Here is an 18,684-nt window from a genome sequence, read left to right on the forward strand (position 1 = left end):
AACTCACGGGGCCCTCGCGAAGGCGCCGTCACTGCGGGTTTTTCCTTATGCGGTGAAAAGCGCAATTTGATTGACTTCTGTTACGCGGTAGCCGAGACTGTCAGATACGCAAACGTTTGCGAAGAGCGAAGCGCGATTGCCCTTAGGAATGCCTTACGGCATGAAGCGGCAACGACGCCCGCATCCCACCCGCCCAGATAGGCCTCTTCCTGGAGGAGACACCATGGATATCCGCCGCCGCCGCGCCCTGCAACTTGGCGCGGGCTCTGCCGTAGCTGCTGCTCTGCCCTTCCCGTTTTCGCTGGCGTACGCGGCCAATCAGCCGCCCAAAGTGGCGCTGGTCATGAAGTCGCTCGCCAACGAGTTCTTCCTGACCATGGAGAACGGCGCCCGCAAGCATCAGAAGGACCACGCGTCGGAGTACTCGCTGCTGACCAACGGCATTCGCGACGAAACCGACACCGCCGGCCAGATCCGCCTGGTCGAGCAGATGATCGTCGCGCGTGTGGATGCGCTGGTGCTGGCGCCAGCCGACTCCAAGGCGTTGGTACCGGTCGTCAAGAAAGCGGTGGACGCGGGCATTCTCGTCATCAACATCGACAACCGGCTAGACCCGGCGGCGCTAAAAGAGAAAGGGCTCAATGTGCCTTTCGTGGGGCCGGACAACCGCAAGGGTGCGCGACTCGTGGGCGACTTCGTTGCCAAGTCGCTTAAGCCGGGCGATGCCGTGGGCATTATCGAAGGCATTCCGACCACGACAAACGCCCAGCAGCGCACTGCCGGCTTCAAGGACGCTGCCGAAGCCGCCAAGCTGAAGATCGCAGGCGTGCAATCGGGCGAGTGGGAAATCGACAAGGGCAATAAGGTGGCAGCCGCCATGTTGCGCTCCGAGCCCAACCTGAAGGCGCTGCTGTGCGGCAACGACAACATGGCGATCGGCGCTGTATCGGCGGTGCGCGCGGCAGGCAAGCTGGGCAAGGTGCTGATTGGCGGCTACGACAACATCGACGCCATCAAGGCCATGCTGGCTGATGGGCGTGTCGTTGCGACTGCCGATCAGCACGCCGATCAGCAGGCCGTCTACGGCATCGAGACCGCCCTGAAGGCGTTGGCCTCCAAGACGCCGCAGGCGAAGCTGTCGGGTGTCGTCGAGACACCAGTCAACCTCGTCACGCGCACGTAACGCGCCAGACAGGCAAGCCGCCGCCAGCCATGTCTGCCGCTCACGAACCGCGCCCGCCACTGCTGCGCGTCTCCGCCGTCAGCAAGCACTACGCCGCCCCCGTGCTGCGAGATATCGATCTCGACGTGCACGCGGGCGAGGTGCTTGCGCTCACGGGGGAGAACGGCGCCGGCAAGAGCACGCTTTCCAAGATCCTTTGCGGACTGGAGACGGCGACTTCCGGCTCGATGACGCTGGCCGGCACGCTGTACGCACCCGATACGCGCAGCGCAGCCGAAGCGCTGGGCGTGCGCATGGTGCTGCAGGAACTGAGCATGGTGCCAACGCTGACGGTGGCCGAAAACCTGTTCCTGGGCGACCTGCCCCGGCGGCTCGGTTTCGTGGATCGCTCCGCGTTGCGCCATCGGGCCGAACAGGCGCTTGCGCGCGTCGGCCTGGACCTCGACCCGTGGACGCCCGTCCAGACGCTCGGCATCGGCCACCGGCAGATGATCGAGATTGCCCGAGCGCTGGCCAGCGCATGCCGTGTGCTGATCCTCGACGAGCCGACGGCGATGCTGAGCGCGCACGAGAGCGCCACGCTGTTCGAGCGCATCGACGCGTTGCGCCGCGAAGGCGTGGCGATCATCTACATCTCCCACCGCCTGGACGAACTCGCGCGCATTGCCGATCGCATCGTCGTGCTGCGTGACGGCAAGCTGGTTACCGATGCGCCGGCCGCGACGGTCACGCAGGATGCGCTGATCCAGGCGATGGTCGGTCGCGACGTCGCCGCCGCATCCGAAACACAACGCACCACGCGCGCGCCATGGCCCGGTGACGGCTCCCCGGCGCTGCGGGTGACCGGCCTTACGCGTGCGCCGGCCGTGCGCGATGTGAGCTTTGACGTGGCGCCGGGGGAAATCTTCGGCATCGCGGGGCTGGTCGGCGCGGGGCGCACGGAACTGCTGCGATTGATCTTCGGTGCGGACCGCGCGGATGCGGGCACCGTCGAAATGGGGTCGCCGCTGGCGCCTGTGCGCATCCGCTCGCCCGGCGATGCGGTACGCCACGGCATCAGCCTGCTCACCGAAGACCGCAAGGACGAAGGCCTGATGCTGAGCCTGCCCATCGCGACCAACATCGCGCTGGGCAACATGCCGGGCGTCACGAAGCGCGGCTGGCTGCAACCCGCGCAAGAGCGTGCGCTGGCGCAGCGGCACATCGGCGCCCTGCGGGTCCGGTGCGCGGGTCCGGAGCAGCCGGTGGGTGAACTGTCCGGCGGCAATCAACAGAAGGTGGCCATCGCCCGCTGGCTGGAGCGCGACACGCCCGTGCTGCTGTTCGATGAGCCCACGCGAGGCGTCGATGTCGGCGCCAAGTTCGACATCTACACGCTGCTCGAGGCGCTGGCGGCGCGAGGCAAGGCGCTGGTCGTGGTCTCGAGTGATCTGCGCGAACTCATGCAACTGTGTGATCGCATTGGTGTCATGCGCGCCGGGCGGCTCACGCACATCTTCCAACGCGACAGCTGGAGCCAGGACACGCTGCTCGCCGCCGCTTTCGGTGAATCGGGCGAATCCGATTCACGTGCACCCCAATCGCCCTCGGAGACCGCAGATGCGCTCTGATTCCACCCTGCCCCCGACGCCGCCCGCTGCGACCGCCGGCACGCGCGCTGCGCTGGGCATGTCGCTTGGCACCATCGGCGGGTTGCTCGCTGCGCTGATCGCCATGCTGGCGCTGTTCGGCACGTTGTCGCCGACGTTCTTCTCGCTGCCCACGTTCACCACCATCGCCAACGAGATCCCCGACTTGCTCGTGATGGCGGTCGGCATGACCTTCATTCTGATGATCGGCGGCATTGATTTGTCGGTCGGCTCAGTTCTGGCGCTGGCGGCTTCGGTGCTGTCTGTTGCCATGACCCAGTTCGGCTGGGGGTTGCTGCCAGCAGCGCTGGCGGGCGTGGCGCTAGCCACGGCGGCCGGCATGCTGACCGGCGCGGTCACGGTGCACTGGGGTATTCCGTCGTTCATCGTGTCACTGGGCGTGTTGGAAATGGCGCGCGGCCTCGCCTACAGCCTCACCGATTCGCGCACGGTGTACATCGGCAGCGCGGTCGACTGGCTGGCCAACCCCATCACGTTGGGCATTGCGCCGTCGTTCCTGATTGCGATTGTCATCACGATCGTTGGCCAGATCGTGCTAGTGCGCACGGTGTTCGGCCGCTACCTGGTGGCCATCGGCACCAATGAAGAAGCCGTGCGGCTGGCGGGCGTGAATCCGCGGCCATACAAGGTTGCCGTGTTTGGGCTGATGGGATTGTTGTCGGGGCTGGCGGCGCTGTTCCAGGTGTCGCGTCTGGAAGCGGCCGATCCGAACGCGGGCGTAGGCATGGAACTGCAGGTGATCGCGGCCGTGGTGATCGGCGGCACGAGCCTGATGGGCGGACGCGGGTCGGTCGTGCGCACGCTGTTCGGCGTGCTGATCATCTCGGTGCTCGAATCAGGCCTTGCACAGATCGGCGCATCGGAGCCCACCAAACGAATCATCACGGGCGCGGTCATCGTCGCGGCCGTGGTCATGGACACCTATCGCAGCAAGCGCAACCGCAGCAAGCAACATTAAGAGACAGAGGAGATCGTCATGGCAACCATCAAGGACGTGGCCGCACTGGCCGGGGTTTCGTTCACCACCGTCTCGCACGTCATCAACAACACAAGGCCAGTCAACGCCGAGACACGCAAGCGCGTGGAAGAAGCCATCCGGGCTACGCGCTATGTGCCCAGCGCCGTGGCGCGTTCGCTTAAACACCGCACCACGCGCACCATTGGCGTGCTCGTGCCCACCGCCACCAACCCGTACTTTGCGGAGCTGGCGCGGGGTATTGAAGATGTGTGCGCTGCCGCTGGCTACAGCGTCATCCTCTGCAACTCCGACGACGACCCCCGCAAGCAGCGCGACTACCTGCGTGTGCTGATGGAAAAACGCGTCGACGGCATCATCGTCAGCAGCGCCGGGCCAGACACGGCGTTGGTCGAAGCGCTCGGTGAATCCGCCCTGCCCATCGTGATGGTCGACCGCCCGACCGAAGGCATCCAGGCCGACCAAGTGCAAGTCGATCACGAAGAAGGCGCGTACATGGCGACCAAGCATCTGCTGGAACTCGGCCACCGCCGCATCGCCTGCATCAGCGGGCCGTCGGCACTGAGCGTGACGGCAGAGCGCCTTGCCGGTTTCCACCGCGCGCTGCGCGAAGCCGGCGTGCCGGAAGCCTCGGCCCGCATTGCCGAAGGCGATTTCACCAGCCCCGGCGGCTACCGTGCCGCGCGCCAACTGCTGACCGAAGGCGAGATGCCCACGGCCATCTTTGCCGGTAATGACCTGATGGGTATCGGCGCGCTGCGCGCTGCGGCGGAACTGGGCATTCCTGTGCCGAAGGCGCTGTCCGTGATGGGCTTTGACGACATCGAACTGAGCCGCTACGTCTATCCGGCGCTGTCCACCGTTGGCCAATCGATCCGCCAGCTAGGCGAGACCACCGCGCAGACGCTGCTCGAACACCTCGGCGACAACGCCTTGCGCCATCCCGTGGAAGAGCACCGTGCGCGCCGCATCGTGCTGCCGCCGCGCCTGTCTTTGCGCGAGTCGACCGCCGAGCCCGAGCGCCCCGCCCGCGCCGCCTGATCCCGCATTCCTTTCACGCCTTCAACGTAGTCCCGCCATGGTGGCCAAGCGCCCTTCCGCCTCTTCCGCGCACCCCGCTGCCGACGTGCTGATCGTCGGCAGCCTGAATATGGATCTCGTGATCCGCACGCCGCGCTTGCCGCGTCCCGGGCAAACGGTTGCTGCGCCTGCGCTGGAAACCATCCCAGGCGGCAAGGGTGCCAACCAGGCCGTGGCGACTGCGCGCCTGGGGGCCCGTGTCGCCATGCTCGGCTGCGTGGGTGACGACGCATACGGCACCGCACTGCGCGAAGGCCTGCGCCGCGAGGGCGTGGACACATCGATGGTGTCGGTGCACGCCGGGGCAGCCACCGGCATCGCCTGCGTGACCGTGGCCAACAGCGGCCAGAACACCATCGTCATCGTGGCTGGCGCCAACGAATTGCTAACGCCAGCGATGATCGAAGCGCAACAGGCAGCGTTCGAACGCGCGCGCGTAATCGTTTGTCAGTTGGAATCTCCGCCGGATGCGGTGGAATGCGCGCTCAAGCTCGGGCAGCGGCTTGGCAAAACGGTCATCCTGAACCCGGCGCCTGCCATCGGCCCGCTGCCTACCCCATGGATTGCGGCCTGTGATTACCTCATCCCGAACGAAACCGAAGCGGCACTACTGACAGCCCGCCCTGTCGATTCGCCCGAAGCCGCACTGGATGCCGCCGCTGATCTGCATGCACAAGGTGCGCGGCACGTGATCGTCACGCTGGGGGCGCGCGGCGTGGCTTACGTAGATGCGCAGTCGCGCCTGTTGATGCCGGCACCGATCGCGCACGCCATCGACACCACCGCTGCCGGCGATACGTTTGTCGGCGCGCTGGCTGTGGCACTGGCAGAAGGCGTGTCGCCCGATACGGCCATCGAATTCGGGCAAGCCGCGGCGGCAGTGTCAGTCACGCGGCTCGGCGCGCAGCCATCCATTCCGTTCCGCAGCGAGTTGGGCGCGCCTGCCGCTCCCGCAACCCACTAGACCTAGACCGGCGTGCTGGTGCTGGGCGGCGTGCTCACAGTCGGGGCGCGCGGCACCAGCAGGCACAGCGGATCCCGCAAGATGCGACGCCACACGGCGCCCGTCACGCGCTTGCGATCGACCCCGCGCAGGTTGCGTGAGCGCATCGCCATGTTGAAGGCCAGCGCGAACGACACCAGCACGTTCAGCACACCCATCAGCGCAATGCCGGCCACAGCCAGCCAGAATGGTGCGGTATGCATCACGCTTGGGCCCAGCACGCCCACGGCGGTTGCCACCGCACCGGTCGACAGCGTGACGTGACGCACTTCCATATGCGGGCCGAAGAACGACAGGATCTCGGGCCCGAGCCCCAGCATGAAGCCCAGCGACACGTTGGCGACAATGCCCGACAGATTGCGCTTCCAGAAGCTGGCAATGCGCTGCGCGCCCTGCGTGCCGACCATGAACCGAAGGCGCCGGTGGTAGGCGATCACGTCATGCACACGGTGTAGCGCGAACCAGTTGTCTGCCCAGCCCGCCGCCAGGCTTGACGCCCACAGCAACACGCCCGTGAAGATCGCGTACAACGGCGTCGGCCCAAGGATCGAAAAGGAATCGATGGTCGCCATCGCCTTCGCTGCCGAAATCAGATCGGTATGGAAGAAGCGCCCGGCCAGCCACTGCACCAGGAAGGCTACCGGTGCCACGGCCACAAGATTGCCCGCAATCGCCGCCGCGTTGGAGCGGATCATGGCGACCGTGTCGTCGACAAAGCGGTCCAACCCTTCCTGGCGCCCCACCTGATCGAGCCGGTGCGCCAGCGCAGGGGCCGTCATGGCAGGTTGTTTGGTGGCCAGCGTGAAATGCGCGAAATGGATGCCGAGAAAGCTGACCGCATAGTTGATCGACGCGAACAGCCCTTCGGTAAAGCGCGACAGATGCGCGCCGGTGATGAAGAACTTGATGTACACGGTGGCCGCCGTAATGACGCCACCGCCGGCCGCAGCCTTGACCATCGCGCCGTATTCTTTGCCGTCGCGCGTAATGTAGTGCTCGCCGCTCTCCGCTGAGCGCTCGACCACCTTGCGCGCCAGATCCGCAAACGTGGAGCGAATCAGATACCCCACACTGCGGCGATGCTGGCTGGCCGACACCAGTTCGGCCGTCATATGCACGAAACGGCGTGAGCCCTGTGTATCTGCCCACGCGGTGAGCAGCAAATCGATGCGGCCCAGCCACGCCTTCATCCGCTCGACCTGGAACACGACTTCCACCGAGACGCCGTTCTCATCCAGATGCTGATACACGCTGGCGGTAGCCGAGCGGCAGCGGTCCAGCACAGCGCGGAAATAGTTGAGTTCCTGCAGGAACCGCTCGGGGCTCGCCAGCGCGGCGTTGGGCCGCTCAAGGAAGATCGCGTTGGCTGCGTCGGCCAGCAGATAGAACGGAGAGTCCGTCAGTTCCGCATGGTCCATGCGGCTGCGGATGCCGCGCGACAGCCCAGCCGCGCGCACCTGACTGATCAGGATCTGGATACCGATGCCGAGGCTGCGCTCCAACCGCGTCTGGCCCGCTGCGTGCTCGTCTTCAGTCATCCCGGCACGGAACAACGCGTAGAGGCGCGTGACCAGTTCGTCGTCCAGACCATCGACCCACTGCGCGTCGGTCGGTCCCACAAACATCAGCGCAAACAACGCCGCGAGTTGCGGTTGGTTCGGTGCAGGCGGCAGCAGGCGCGCCTGCCAACGGTCGAGCAACTCACTCCAGAAACCCGAGCGTGACGACAACCCCGTATCGCACAGCAGCGACACCGGATCGTTGTCTTGCACGATGCTGCGCAATGTCTGTCCGGCGCGTTCTGCCAGGGCCGGATTGTTCTCCAGCACCTGCAACAGATAACGCAGACGGGCATAACGCCAGGACTCCGACGCGGCACCCTCAGGCCGGTCTGCCCGACGCAGCCAGTAAGTCAGCTCGATCAGCCATTCGTTGCGTTCGGCCAGACTGCGCGTGGGCTCGAACTGGGCGAGGATGGCGTCGAGTTGATGGCTGGCGTGCCGGGAAGCGCGCCACTTGCGCCATGGGTTAAGCAAAAAATTGAACATCGAACTCCCTTGATGGCGGACGCGTGCAGTCGAGCGCTGCAGCACGTGCCGATTCCCCGGTCAGGCGACGCGCAGTGCCTGAATTTGATCTGAAATGGCGTTGACAGCAACCCCCGCCGCCTGCGGCAAGGCGGGAGTCCGACAACGCAGGTGGCCGCGCAGTTCAGGCAGCCGGAACGATATGGTCTTCGCCGCTCGCCCCGAAGAGCTGCGACTTGAGCTTGGCAAGCTGATCGCGCACCGCCGCCGCCTTTTCGAATTCGAGGTTCTTGGCGTGGTCGAGCATCTGTTTTTCCAGGCGCTTGATTTCCTTGGACGCCTGCTTCTCGCTCATGTCTTCGTACTTGGCGGCCTCTTGCGCGGCCTTCAGTTCGGCGCGCGCGTCGTCGACGTTGTACACACCGTCGATGATGTCCTTGATCCGCTTGACCACACCGCGCGGCGTGATGCCGTGCGCCTCGTTGTGGGCGATCTGCTTGGCGCGGCGGCGCTCGGTTTCGCCAATCGCCTTCTTCATCGAATCGGTCATGCGATCCGCATACAGGATGGCGGTACCGTTCACGTTCCGCGCCGCACGGCCGATGGTCTGGATTAGCGAGCGCTCCGCGCGCAGGAAACCTTCCTTGTCCGCATCCAGGATCGCCACGAGCGAGACCTCGGGAATATCCAGGCCTTCGCGCAGCAGGTTGATGCCGACCAGCACATCGAACGTGCCCAGGCGGAGGTCGCGGATGATCTCCACGCGTTCCACGGTATCAATGTCCGAATGCAGGTAGCGGACTTTGACGCCGTTCTCCGACAGGAACTCGGTCAACTGCTCGGCCATGCGCTTGGTGAGCGTGGTCACCAGCACACGCTCGCCGGCCTCGACGCGCACATGGATCTCGGACAGCAGATCGTCGACCTGCGTCGTAGCCGGGCGCACCTCGATCGTCGGGTCGACGAGGCCCGTGGGGCGCACGACCTGCTCCACGACTTCCGTGCCGGCCGTCTTCTTTTCGTAATCCCCCGGTGTGGCAGACACGAACGTCACCTGCCGCATCTTGGTCTCGAATTCGGCAAACTTGAGCGGCCGGTTGTCGAGTGCGGAAGGCAAACGGAAGCCATATTCGGCCAGCGTTTCCTTGCGCGCGCGGTCACCGTTGTACATGCCGTTGAGCTGGCCGATCAGCACGTGCGATTCATCGAGGAACATCAGCGCATCCGGCGGCAGGTAGTCGACCAGCGTCGGCGGCGGTTCGCCCGGCGCGGAGCCAGACAGATGGCGCGAATAGTTTTCGATGCCCTTGCAGAAGCCCAGCTCCTGCAGCATCTCCAGATCGAAGCGCGTGCGCTGCTCGAGCCGCTGCGCTTCCACCAGCTTGTTTTCCTTGTAGAAGAAATCGAGCCGTTCGCGCAGCTCGGCCTTGATGGTCTCGATGGCGCGCAACACGGTCTCGCGCGGCGTCACATAGTGGCTCGACGGGTACACCGTAAATCGTGGAATCTTCTGCCGCACGCGCCCGGTCAGTGGATCGAACAGCTGCAGCGATTCGACTTCATCGTCGAACAACTCCAGGCGCACGGCCATTTCTGCATGCTCGGCAGGGAAGATGTCGACCGTATCGCCACGCACGCGGAACGTGCCGCGCTGGAAATCCGTCTCGTTGCGCGTGTACTGCATGGCGATCAGGCGCGCAATCACGTCGCGCTGGCTGACCTTGTCACCCGCGCGCAGCGTCAGGATCATCTGGTGGTATTCGCTCGGGTTGCCGATACCGTAAATGGCCGACACAGTGGCCACGATCACCACATCGCGGCGCTCCAGCAGGCTCTTGGTGGCGGAGAGCCGCATCTGCTCGATGTGCTCGTTGATCGATGAATCCTTCTCGATGAACAGATCACGCTGCGGCACATAGGCCTCAGGCTGGTAATAGTCGTAGTACGAGACGAAGTACTCCACCGCATTGCGCGGGAAGAACTCGCGAAACTCCGAATACAGCTGCGCCGCCAGCGTCTTGTTCGGCGCAAAGACAATGGCAGGCCGCCCCACCTGCGCGATCACATTGGCCATGGTGAAGGTCTTGCCCGAGCCCGTCACGCCCAGCAGGGTCTGGTACGACAGGCCGTCGCCAATGTTCTCCACGAGCTGGCGGATCGCCTCAGGCTGGTCGCCGGCCGGCGGATACGGCTGGTACAACTGGAACGGCGAGCCCTCGAAAGTCACGAACTTCGACTCGTCGTGCGGGCTGGGGACTTGGCTCAGATCGGTCATGGCGGCGGGTAGGAGGGCAGCGCAGGAAGTCGACAAAGTGACTCGCACGCCTTCAGCAAATGAGGGCGGCAGCGGCAATTGCAACCAATCGTCTAGTGTAGCGTGCGGCCCGAGCAATCGTTTGGATAGCCGGGGCGGCCTATCTGTACTGGCCGCTGAAACGCTTTAGGCGCCTGTTCTGCAAGGATTTTTCGGGCGATTAGAGCCTGTATTCGGTACAATCCATCTTCGTGCGCGCCTCGTTGTACTTCTGGCGCCGGGCGACCCGCCCCGGAGTCCGCGCCGCACCGCCTGCAAGATCCCACCGAATTCCGAACCAACCGATCGAGACATCTCATGTCGCTTTTCTCCGCCGTCGAACTGGCTCCGCGCGATCCCATCCTGGGCCTGAATGAAGCTTTCAACGCCGATACCCGCAGCACCAAAGTGAATCTGGGCGTGGGCGTGTACTTCACCGACGAAGGGAAAATTCCGGTGCTGCGCGCCGTGCAGGAGGCCGAAAAGGCCCGACTGGCCGCCGCTGCCCCGCGCGGCTACCTGCCGATCGAAGGCATCGCCGCCTACGACCAGGCCGTGCAGAAGCTGCTGTTCGGCGCCGAGTCGCCGCTGATCGCCGAAGGCCGCGTGGTCACCGCGCAAGCCCTGGGCGGCACCGGCGCACTGAAGATCGGCGCCGACTTCCTCAAGCGCCTGTACCCGAACGCCAAGGTCGCGATTTCCGACCCGAGCTGGGAAAACCACCGCGCGCTGTTCGAGTCGGCCGGCTTCGAAGTGGTCAACTACGCGTACTACGATGCCCCGTCGCACGGCCTGAACTTCGCCGGCATGATGGATTCGCTGAACAGCTACGCGCCGAACACGGTCGTCGTGCTGCACGCCTGCTGCCACAACCCGACCGGCGTGGACATGACCACCGAGCAGTGGAAGCAGGTCGTGGAAGTCATCAAGGCCAAGAACCTGATCCCGTTCCTCGACATGGCCTACCAGGGCTTTGCCGACGGCATCCAGCAAGACGGCCTGGCGGTGCGTCTGTTTGCTGAATCGGGCCTGCCGTTCTTCGTTTCTAGCTCGTTCTCGAAGTCGTTCTCGCTCTACGGCGAGCGCGTCGGCGCACTGTCGATCGTGACGACCAGCAAGGACGAGGCCGCTCGCGTGCTGTCGCAAGTCAAGCGTGTGATCCGCACGAACTACTCGAACCCGCCGACGCACGGCGGCACGATCGTCGCCAGCGTGCTGACGAGCCCCGAGCTGCGCGCGATGTGGGAACAGGAACTGGGCGAAATGCGCGATCGCATTAAGTCGATGCGCAACGCGCTGGTCGACAAGCTGGCCGCCAAGGGCGTGAAGACCGACTTTTCGTTCGTGAAGGCCCAGCGCGGCATGTTCTCGTACTCGGGCCTGACCTCCGCGCAAGTGGATCGCCTGCGCACCGAGCACGGCATCTATGCCGTGTCGACCGGCCGCATCTGCGTGGCCGCGCTGAATACGCACAACATCGACGCCGTGGTGAATGCCATTGCTGATGTTCTGTAAGGTGCAGTAGGCGTCACCCCTTACCGGCAATTGCAAAAAGAAAAGCGGCTTCGGCCGCTTTTTTGCTGCATCGGACTAGACTGACACGGGCGCATCATAGAAGCAGCGCAACACTCCGTTATCAGGGTTTATGCTGCATCGCAGTAACCTGCACCCAGGTGCATAATCGTTTGCGTCGCCTTCGCCACCAGAGACCGGTCCAGCCATGCTTTACCAGCTTCACGAATTCCAGCGCGCCCTGCTCAGCCCCATGACGGCTTGGGCCCAGGCAACTGCCAAGACCTTCACCAACCCCCTGAGTCCGCTGTCCCTGATGCCCGGCGCGCAACGCTACGCTGCGGGCTACGAGCTGCTGTATCGCCTGGGCAAGGAGTACGAGAAGCCGGAATTCGGCATCCGCTCCGTCAAGTCCAACGGCCGCGACATTCCGATCGTCGAGCAGACCATCATCGAGAAGCCGTTCTGCCGCCTGATCCGCTTCAAGCGCTACGCCGACGACGCCGAGACCATCAAGCTGCTCAAGGATGAGCCAGTCGTGCTGGTGTGCGCGCCGCTGTCGGGCCACCACTCCACGCTGCTGCGCGACACCGTGCGCACGTTGCTGCAGGATCACAAGGTCTACGTGACCGACTGGATCGACGCCCGCATGGTGCCGGTCGAAGAGGGTGCGTTCCACCTGTCGGACTACATCAACTACATCCGCGAGTTCATCAACTACATTGGCGCCGACAAGCTGCACGTGATTTCGGTGTGCCAGCCGACGGTGCCGGTGCTGGCCGCCATCTCGCTGATGGCCTCGGACGGCGAGAAGACGCCGCGCACGATGACCATGATGGGCGGCCCGATTGACGCGCGTAAGAGCCCGACCGCCGTCAACTCGCTGGCGACGAACAAGTCGCACAGCTGGTTCGAGAACAACGTGATCTACACGGTGCCGGCCAACTATCCGGGCCACGGCCGCAAGGTCTATCCCGGCTTCCTGCAGCACGCCGGCTTCGTGGCGATGAACCCGGACCGCCACCTGTCATCGCACTACGACTATTACCTGAACCTGATCGAGGGCGACACGGAAGACGCTGAAGCCCACGTACGGTTCTACGACGAGTACAACGCCGTGCTCGACATGGCTGCCGAGTATTACCTCGAAACCATCCGCGATGTGTTCCAGGAATTCCATCTGGCCAATGGCACGTGGGTGGTGGAAGGCAAGCCGGTGCGCCCGCAGGACATCAAGAGCACCGCGCTCTTCACCATCGAGGGCGAGCTGGATGACATCTCCGGCAGCGGTCAAACCGAAGCCGCGCATGGCTTGTGCACCGGCATCCCGAACGCGCGCAAGCAGCATCTGACGGCACCCAAGTGCGGCCACTACGGCATCTTCTCGGGTCGCCGCTGGCGCGAGCAGGTGTATCCGCAGTTGCGTGATTTCATTCGTCGCAACGAAGAAAGCGCTCCGCGCATCAAAGCAGTCGCGTAAACCTTAAGCACCCAAGAAAAAGCCTCGCACCTGCGAGGCTTTTTTGTTATGCGACGATGCTTCCGCCGATCAACTCTTGGGCCGTTCCAGATACGCCAGCAGCATCTTGATATGCAGTTGCGCGAAGGCTTCGTGCTCGTCGGCCGAGGCAATGTCGCGGCCCACGACGGCGCTGATCGTGTAGCGGTTGGACAGCACGTAATAACCCAGCGCCGAGATCGTCAGATACAGGCGCGACACATCGACGTCTTCGCGGAAGATGCCGCTGCGCTGGCCACGCTCGACAACGCCGCGCAGCACATCGATAACCGGGTTGACCAGCTCGACAAGGTGCGGCGAGGTCTTCAGATGCCGCGCCTCGTGCAGGTTTTCGCTGTTGAGCAGGCGGATGAACTCGGGGTTCTCGTAATAGAAGTCCCAGACGAACCGTGCAAGCTGAATGACTGCCTCACGCGGGTCCGACGACTCGATCTGCACCTGCTCTTCCGCCTCCTTGAAGCGAAAGTACATGTGTTCGAGCACGGTCAGGAAGAGCTTTTCCTTGCTGCCGTAGTAGTAATACAGCATGCGCTCATTGGTCTCGGCGCGGCGGGCGATGGCGTCGACGCGGGCACCGGCAAAACCGCCCCGCGAAAACTCCTCGATGGCTGCGGCAAGAATGCGTCGGCGCGTGCCGGCGGGGTCACGACGCGTGCGGGGTGCGGCGGATTCGCCATGAGCATCGACTTCGATGTCGGCGATGGGCGCGGCTGGGTGAGACGGCATGGCACGTCGGTCCGTTTAGAACGCAGGAATTATGTCATAGGGTTAAGACATGCCCGCCGTATGCGATGTCAGGGCATGCACGCCTTGCGCGGGGACCAAATCGGCGATAATGGCAGGCTATTCAAACGATAAGTCCCATCGTGGTTTCCTTGGTCCCCGCAGTGGCCGCATCCCTGGCCGACCGGCTCGAAAACCTCCTGCCGCAAACACAATGCACCAAGTGCGGCTACAACGGCTGCCGCCCTTACGCTGAAGCCATGGCCAACGGCGAGGCGCTACCCAATCGCTGCCCACCCGGCGGCGCGGAAGGTGTCCGCCGGCTGTCCGACGCTCTCGGCCGCACGGGTGTCCTGTTGCCGCTGGACCCTTCCAACGGCATCGAACAGCCACGCGCCGTGGCGGTCATCGACCCGGAGCGCTGTATCGGTTGCACGCTGTGCATTCAGGCATGCCCGGTCGATGCCATCGTCGGTGCACCCAAGGCGATGCACACGGTGCTGGAAGACTGGTGCACCGGCTGCGACCTCTGCGTACCGCCCTGCCCCGTCGATTGCATCGGCATGATCCCCGTCACCGGCGAACGCACGGGCTGGGATGCATGGAGCCAGCAGCAGGCCGATGTCGCGCGGGACCGCTACGTCTTCCGCAACGTACGCCTCAAGCGTGAACAAGCCGAAAACGAAGCACGCCTTGCCGCCAAGGCCGCGGCCAAACTCGCTGCAGTCAGCGCCGAGCAACCGGCTGACAATGCCGAACTCGCCGCGCAGGCCCGCAAGAAGGCGATCATTCAGGCCGCGATTGAACGCGCGCGCCAGAAGCAGGCCGAGATGGCCGCGCGCGGGCAAGGTCCGCGCAACGTGACTGACGTGTCGGCGGATGTGCAAGCCCAGATTGACGAGGCCGAAGCGCGCCGCAAACGCATCGCCAGCCAGATCGAACACGGCACCAAACCCGACGCGGACAAACCCTGAACCCCTGCCCGACGATGAATCCCGCCAAGCGCCACGCCATCTTCGAGACCCTGCGCGAAAACAATCCGACGCCGACCACCGAGCTGGAATACACCACGCCGTTCGAGTTGCTGATTGCGGTGCTGCTCTCGGCGCAGGCAACCGACGTTGGCGTGAACAAGGCAACGCGCAAGCTGTTTCCGGTGGCCAATACGCCCGCCAAGCTGCTGGCGCTGGGCGAGGAAGGCATTACCGAATACATCAAGACCATCGGGCTGTATCGCACCAAGTGCAAGCACATCCTGCAGACGTGCCGGATCCTGCTCGACCAATACGGCGGTGAAGTGCCGCGTGACCGCGCCGCACTGGAAGAACTACCGGGTGTGGGCCGCAAGACGGCCAACGTGGTGATGAACACGGCTTTCGGTGAGCCCACGATTGCCGTGGACACGCACATCTTTCGCGTGGCCAATCGCACCGGGCTGGCGCCGGGCAAGAACGTGCTGGAAGTCGAGCTGAGACTGCTGAAGGTGGTGCCGGAAGAGTTTCGCCAGGACGCGCACCACTGGCTGATCCTGCATGGTCGCTACGTGTGCAAGGCGCGCAAGCCCGAGTGCTGGCATTGTGCTATCGAGCCGCTGTGCGAATTCAAGCCGAAGACACCGGCACCGCAGGAATGAAAAAACGGGGACCGCCGTTACAGATGCGAGTCCCCGTTTTGCTTGCGCGACCGGTTGTGGATCAAACGATCTTGCACGCCTCTTCGAACGACAGGCGCGGGTTGCGCGGGTGCAGCTTCTCGGCGTCGCCGTAGCCGATGTTCATGATGAAGTTGACCTTCCACTGGCCATCGGGGAAGAACGTCTCGTTCACTTTGTCAGCATCGAAGCCGGCCATCGGGCCGCAGTCCAGGCCCAAGGCACGCGCGGCGAGCACCAGGTAGCCCCCCTGCAGCGAGCCGTTCATCAGCGCAGCCGCATTGATCTTGGCCTGGTCGCCGGCGTACCACGAACGCGCATCGGTATGCGGGAACAGCTTGGGCAGTTGCTCGTGGAATTGCGTGTCATACGCAACGATCACGGCGACGGGCGCCTGGCGGGTCTTTTCCTGATTGCCGGCCGACATGCACGGAATCAGGCGCTCCTTGGCGGCCGCGCTCTTGACGAACACGAAGCGGGCCGGCGTGCTGTTGGCGGCAGTCGGGCCGTACTTCACGGTGTCGTACAGCGTATGCAGCAGTTCGTCGTCGACCGGCTTGTCCAGCCACACGTTGTGGGTACGGGCTGCGTGGAACAGTTGGTCCAGCACGGACGGTTCAAGCATCGGCATTGCAAGGTGCTCCGGAAAGAGTTGAGGAGCGCATTGTAATGCGCTGTTTCAGCGCGTGCCGGACACCTGCACGCCCCGGATGGGAATCCCATACCAGTCAGCAGCACGCCTGCTTTAGAAAAAACGGCATGCCTTGTTTGTATTTAATCGCACTTATTGCGAGGCGGCATGGCGTGGGCATGGTGATTTTTACAGCCCATCGCGCACAACGGAAAAGAGCCCTTTACAACGGTTTGCTTACGAACTACTTTTTGGTTCGTTATTGCATTACCCGCAGGGCTGGACGTATCGGATACGCATCTGATTTTAAAACAGGTGCGCGGCCGCATTCATCCCCACGTTTTCGCACAGTCCTTGTGAGGCTTTGCGCAAACGCCCGCGGGCTTGACCCCATGATCGTTTTCTTTTTGAGATCCGCTCGGATTTCAGGGACGTCTTTTGCCAAAAAATAAACAATTGCATTAATTTCCGCAGACAAGGCGGGAAATCAGAATATTCGCTTTGCGCCGTATAGAAATGACAAAACGCAAAACGAATATGGAGCCCACTTAAAACCAACCGTTTTAAGTGATGGCGTTCGTCACCCTGAAGAAGGTCATTATCGCCATGAAAAAATCCAGGTTATCGACCAGTGATTTTGCAGGTTTGTCTCGAACCTTTGGTGTATCGTTTGCGGCCGCAGTGCTGTCAGCCGTGCTGCTGGCGGGTTGCGGCGGCGGAGACTCATCCGCCACGGCCAACCCCAGCGGCGTTGCCGCCAACGCCGGCAACGCAACCACGCAGCCGGTAGCTGCCGCCGTACCGCCCGACCAGCCTTACGTCGACCCGAACGTCTACGGCACCGGGCCCAACGACGCCCTGGCTGCCGACCCGGGCGAAAGCGCAGCCATCACGCACCACACGGTCACGATCGGCGGCAAGAGCATCGCCTACACGGCCACGGCCGGCCACCTGACGACCATCGACCCGGTTACGTCGCAATCCAACGCGACGATGTTCTACGTGGCGTACACGCAGGACAACCCGGACCCGTCAAAGCCGCGTCCGGTGACGTTCTTCTATAACGGCGGCCCTGGCTCGTCGTCGGTGTTCCTGCTGCTGGGCTCGTTCGGGCCGAAGCGGCTGCAGTCGTCGTTCCCGAACTTCACGCCACCGGCGCCGTACAAACTGCCCGACAACCCGGACAGCCTGCTCGACCGCTCCGACCTGGTGTTCATCAACCCGGTCGGCACCGGTTATTCAGCCGCCATTGCACCGGCCAAAAACAAGGACTTCTGGGGCACCGACCAGGACGCGCATTCCATCGACCGCTTCATCCAGCGCTACCTGACCAAGAATTCGCGCTGGAACTCGCCCAAGTTCCTGTACGGCGAGTCTTATGGCACGGCGCGCAGTGCGGTGCTGTCGTGGGTGCTGCATGAAGACGGCATCGAGCTGAACGGGATCACGCTGCAATCGTCAATTCTCGACTACGCGAATGCGCTCTCGGCCGTCGGCACCTTCCCGACGCTGGCAGCAGACGCGTTCTACTGGAAGAAGACGACACTCAACCCCGCACCGACCGACCTCGACAGCTACATGGTCCAGGCACGCAACTACGCTGACAACACGCTCGCACCGCTTGCGCAAGCGCCAAGCGCCGCGGACGGCGGCTTCGTCAACGTGCGCCTGAATCTGAACCTGGCGACAGCGCAGACGATGGGCTCGTACATCGGCACCGATCCGGTCTCGCTGATCCAGACGTTCGGCAATCCGGCGGCGCTGGGCAACGTGCCATCGCAGAACAACAACCCGCCGTACACGTTCTTCCTGACGCTCAATCCGGGTATTCAGATCGGCCAGTATGACGGCCGCGCCAACTACACGGGCCAGGGCATCGCGCCGTTCATCCTGCCGAACTCGGGCAGCAACGATCCGTCGATCTCGAACATCGGCGGCGCGTACACGGTGCTGTGGAACAGCTACCTGAACACCCAGCTCAAGTACACGTCGACGTCGTCGTTCGTGGACCTGAACGACGCCGTGTTCAACAACTGGGACTTCAGCCACATCGACCCGACGGGCGCCAACAAGGGCGGCGGCAACACGCTGTACACCGCTGGCGACCTCGCCTCGACGATGAGCCTGAACCCCGACCTGAAGGTGCTGCAGGCCAGCGGCTATTTCGATGCCGTCACGCCGTTCCACCAGACCGAGCTGACGCTGGCGCAAATGCCGCTCGACCCGACGCTGAAGGCGAAAAACCTGACGATCAAGAATTACCCGTCAGGCCACATGATCTATCTGAACGATGCGTCGCGCACCGCGCTCAAGGGTGACCTGGCTTCGTTCTACGATGGCGTGATGGCCGATCGTCCGGCCCTGATGCGGGTGCAGAGCCTGCAACGCCTGCCGGCCGGGCAGAAGAAGTAATCGCCTCAAAGCAGAACGCAAAACC

At 63.7% G+C, this 18,684-nt stretch carries 14 protein-coding genes; 10 read left to right on the top strand and 4 right to left on the bottom strand.

The genetic code is table 11. The features are described from left to right. Positions 1-223: 223 nt before the first annotated feature. The 5 genes from ACEN9T_RS19780 to rbsK are packed head-to-tail and all read left to right on the top strand — an operon-like array spanning position 224 to position 5,852. Positions 224-1,183: a sugar ABC transporter substrate-binding protein gene (locus ACEN9T_RS19780; protein ID WP_413706826.1), complete on the top strand. Its 960-nt coding sequence runs from the start codon at positions 224-226 to the stop codon at positions 1,181-1,183. Between the two features lie 29 nt (positions 1,184-1,212). After that, positions 1,213-2,793 (top strand): sugar ABC transporter ATP-binding protein, encoded by a 1,581-nt coding sequence (locus tag ACEN9T_RS19785; RefSeq protein WP_413706827.1) that lies wholly within the window; start codon positions 1,213-1,215, stop codon positions 2,791-2,793. After that, complete coding sequence (locus tag ACEN9T_RS19790; protein WP_413706828.1) at positions 2,783-3,790, top strand: ABC transporter permease; 1,008 nt, start codon at positions 2,783-2,785, stop codon at positions 3,788-3,790. Before ACEN9T_RS19785 ends, ACEN9T_RS19790 begins: the two co-directional genes overlap by 11 nt. Before the next feature lie 18 nt (positions 3,791-3,808). Continuing rightward, complete coding sequence (locus ACEN9T_RS19795) at positions 3,809-4,849, top strand: LacI family DNA-binding transcriptional regulator (RefSeq protein ID WP_027677791.1); 1,041 nt, start codon at positions 3,809-3,811, stop codon at positions 4,847-4,849. 37 nt (positions 4,850-4,886) lie between these two features. Then, the gene (gene rbsK, locus ACEN9T_RS19800) at positions 4,887-5,852 is read left to right on the top strand and encodes a ribokinase (RefSeq protein WP_027677792.1); all 966 of its coding nucleotides are present in this window, start codon (positions 4,887-4,889) and stop codon (positions 5,850-5,852) included. Positions 5,853-5,854: 2 nt separating this feature from the next. Here the strand turns inward: rbsK and ACEN9T_RS19805 are convergent, their stop codons facing one another. Next, complete coding sequence (locus tag ACEN9T_RS19805; protein ID WP_092971606.1) at positions 5,855-7,939, bottom strand: site-specific recombinase; 2,085 nt, start codon at positions 7,937-7,939, stop codon at positions 5,855-5,857. Positions 7,940-8,102: 163 nt separating this feature from the next. Beyond that, positions 8,103-10,193 (bottom strand): excinuclease ABC subunit UvrB, encoded by a 2,091-nt coding sequence (gene uvrB, locus ACEN9T_RS19810; RefSeq protein WP_092971607.1) that lies wholly within the window; start codon positions 10,191-10,193, stop codon positions 8,103-8,105. Positions 10,194-10,529: 336 nt separating this feature from the next. On the opposite strand from uvrB, the gene ACEN9T_RS19815 reads away from it, so the two are divergent. Together ACEN9T_RS19815 and ACEN9T_RS19820 are read left to right on the top strand one after the other, a co-directional pair. Then, on the top strand, positions 10,530-11,726 hold the full coding sequence (locus tag ACEN9T_RS19815) for an amino acid aminotransferase (protein ID WP_413706829.1): 1,197 nt from the start codon (positions 10,530-10,532) through the stop codon (positions 11,724-11,726). 205 nt (positions 11,727-11,931) lie between these two features. Next, positions 11,932-13,203 carry a polyhydroxyalkanoate depolymerase gene (locus ACEN9T_RS19820; protein WP_092971609.1) on the top strand — a complete coding sequence of 424 codons (1,272 nt, stop codon included), beginning with the start codon at positions 11,932-11,934 and terminating at the stop codon, positions 13,201-13,203. Between the two features lie 69 nt (positions 13,204-13,272). Here the strand turns inward: ACEN9T_RS19820 and ACEN9T_RS19825 are convergent, their stop codons facing one another. Further along, positions 13,273-13,968 (bottom strand): TetR/AcrR family transcriptional regulator, encoded by a 696-nt coding sequence (locus ACEN9T_RS19825; RefSeq protein ID WP_413706830.1) that lies wholly within the window; start codon positions 13,966-13,968, stop codon positions 13,273-13,275. Positions 13,969-14,108: 140 nt separating this feature from the next. Between ACEN9T_RS19825 and rsxB the strand changes: the two genes are divergently transcribed. Both rsxB and nth read left to right on the top strand, forming a co-directional pair. After that, entirely contained in the window at positions 14,109-14,939 is an 831-nt protein-coding gene (rsxB, locus tag ACEN9T_RS19830; RefSeq protein ID WP_413706831.1) for an electron transport complex subunit RsxB, read from the top strand. Between the two features lie 14 nt (positions 14,940-14,953). Beyond that, positions 14,954-15,598, top strand: coding sequence for an endonuclease III (gene nth / locus ACEN9T_RS19835; protein WP_413706832.1), 645 nt, complete (start codon positions 14,954-14,956; stop codon positions 15,596-15,598). 61 nt (positions 15,599-15,659) lie between these two features. Here the strand turns inward: nth and ACEN9T_RS19840 are convergent, their stop codons facing one another. Beyond that, positions 15,660-16,247 carry a malonic semialdehyde reductase gene (locus tag ACEN9T_RS19840; protein ID WP_092971613.1) on the bottom strand — a complete coding sequence of 196 codons (588 nt, stop codon included), beginning with the start codon at positions 16,245-16,247 and terminating at the stop codon, positions 15,660-15,662. A gap of 606 nt (positions 16,248-16,853) precedes the next feature. On the opposite strand from ACEN9T_RS19840, the gene ACEN9T_RS19845 reads away from it, so the two are divergent. Beyond that, positions 16,854-18,659: a S10 family peptidase gene (locus ACEN9T_RS19845; RefSeq protein ID WP_413708485.1), complete on the top strand. Its 1,806-nt coding sequence runs from the start codon at positions 16,854-16,856 to the stop codon at positions 18,657-18,659. Positions 18,660-18,684 lie beyond the last annotated feature (25 nt).

Origin of the sequence: Ralstonia sp. Ralssp110 (assembly GCF_047325135.1) — a bacterium.
GTDB lineage: Bacteria > Pseudomonadota > Gammaproteobacteria > Burkholderiales > Burkholderiaceae > Ralstonia > Ralstonia mojiangensis.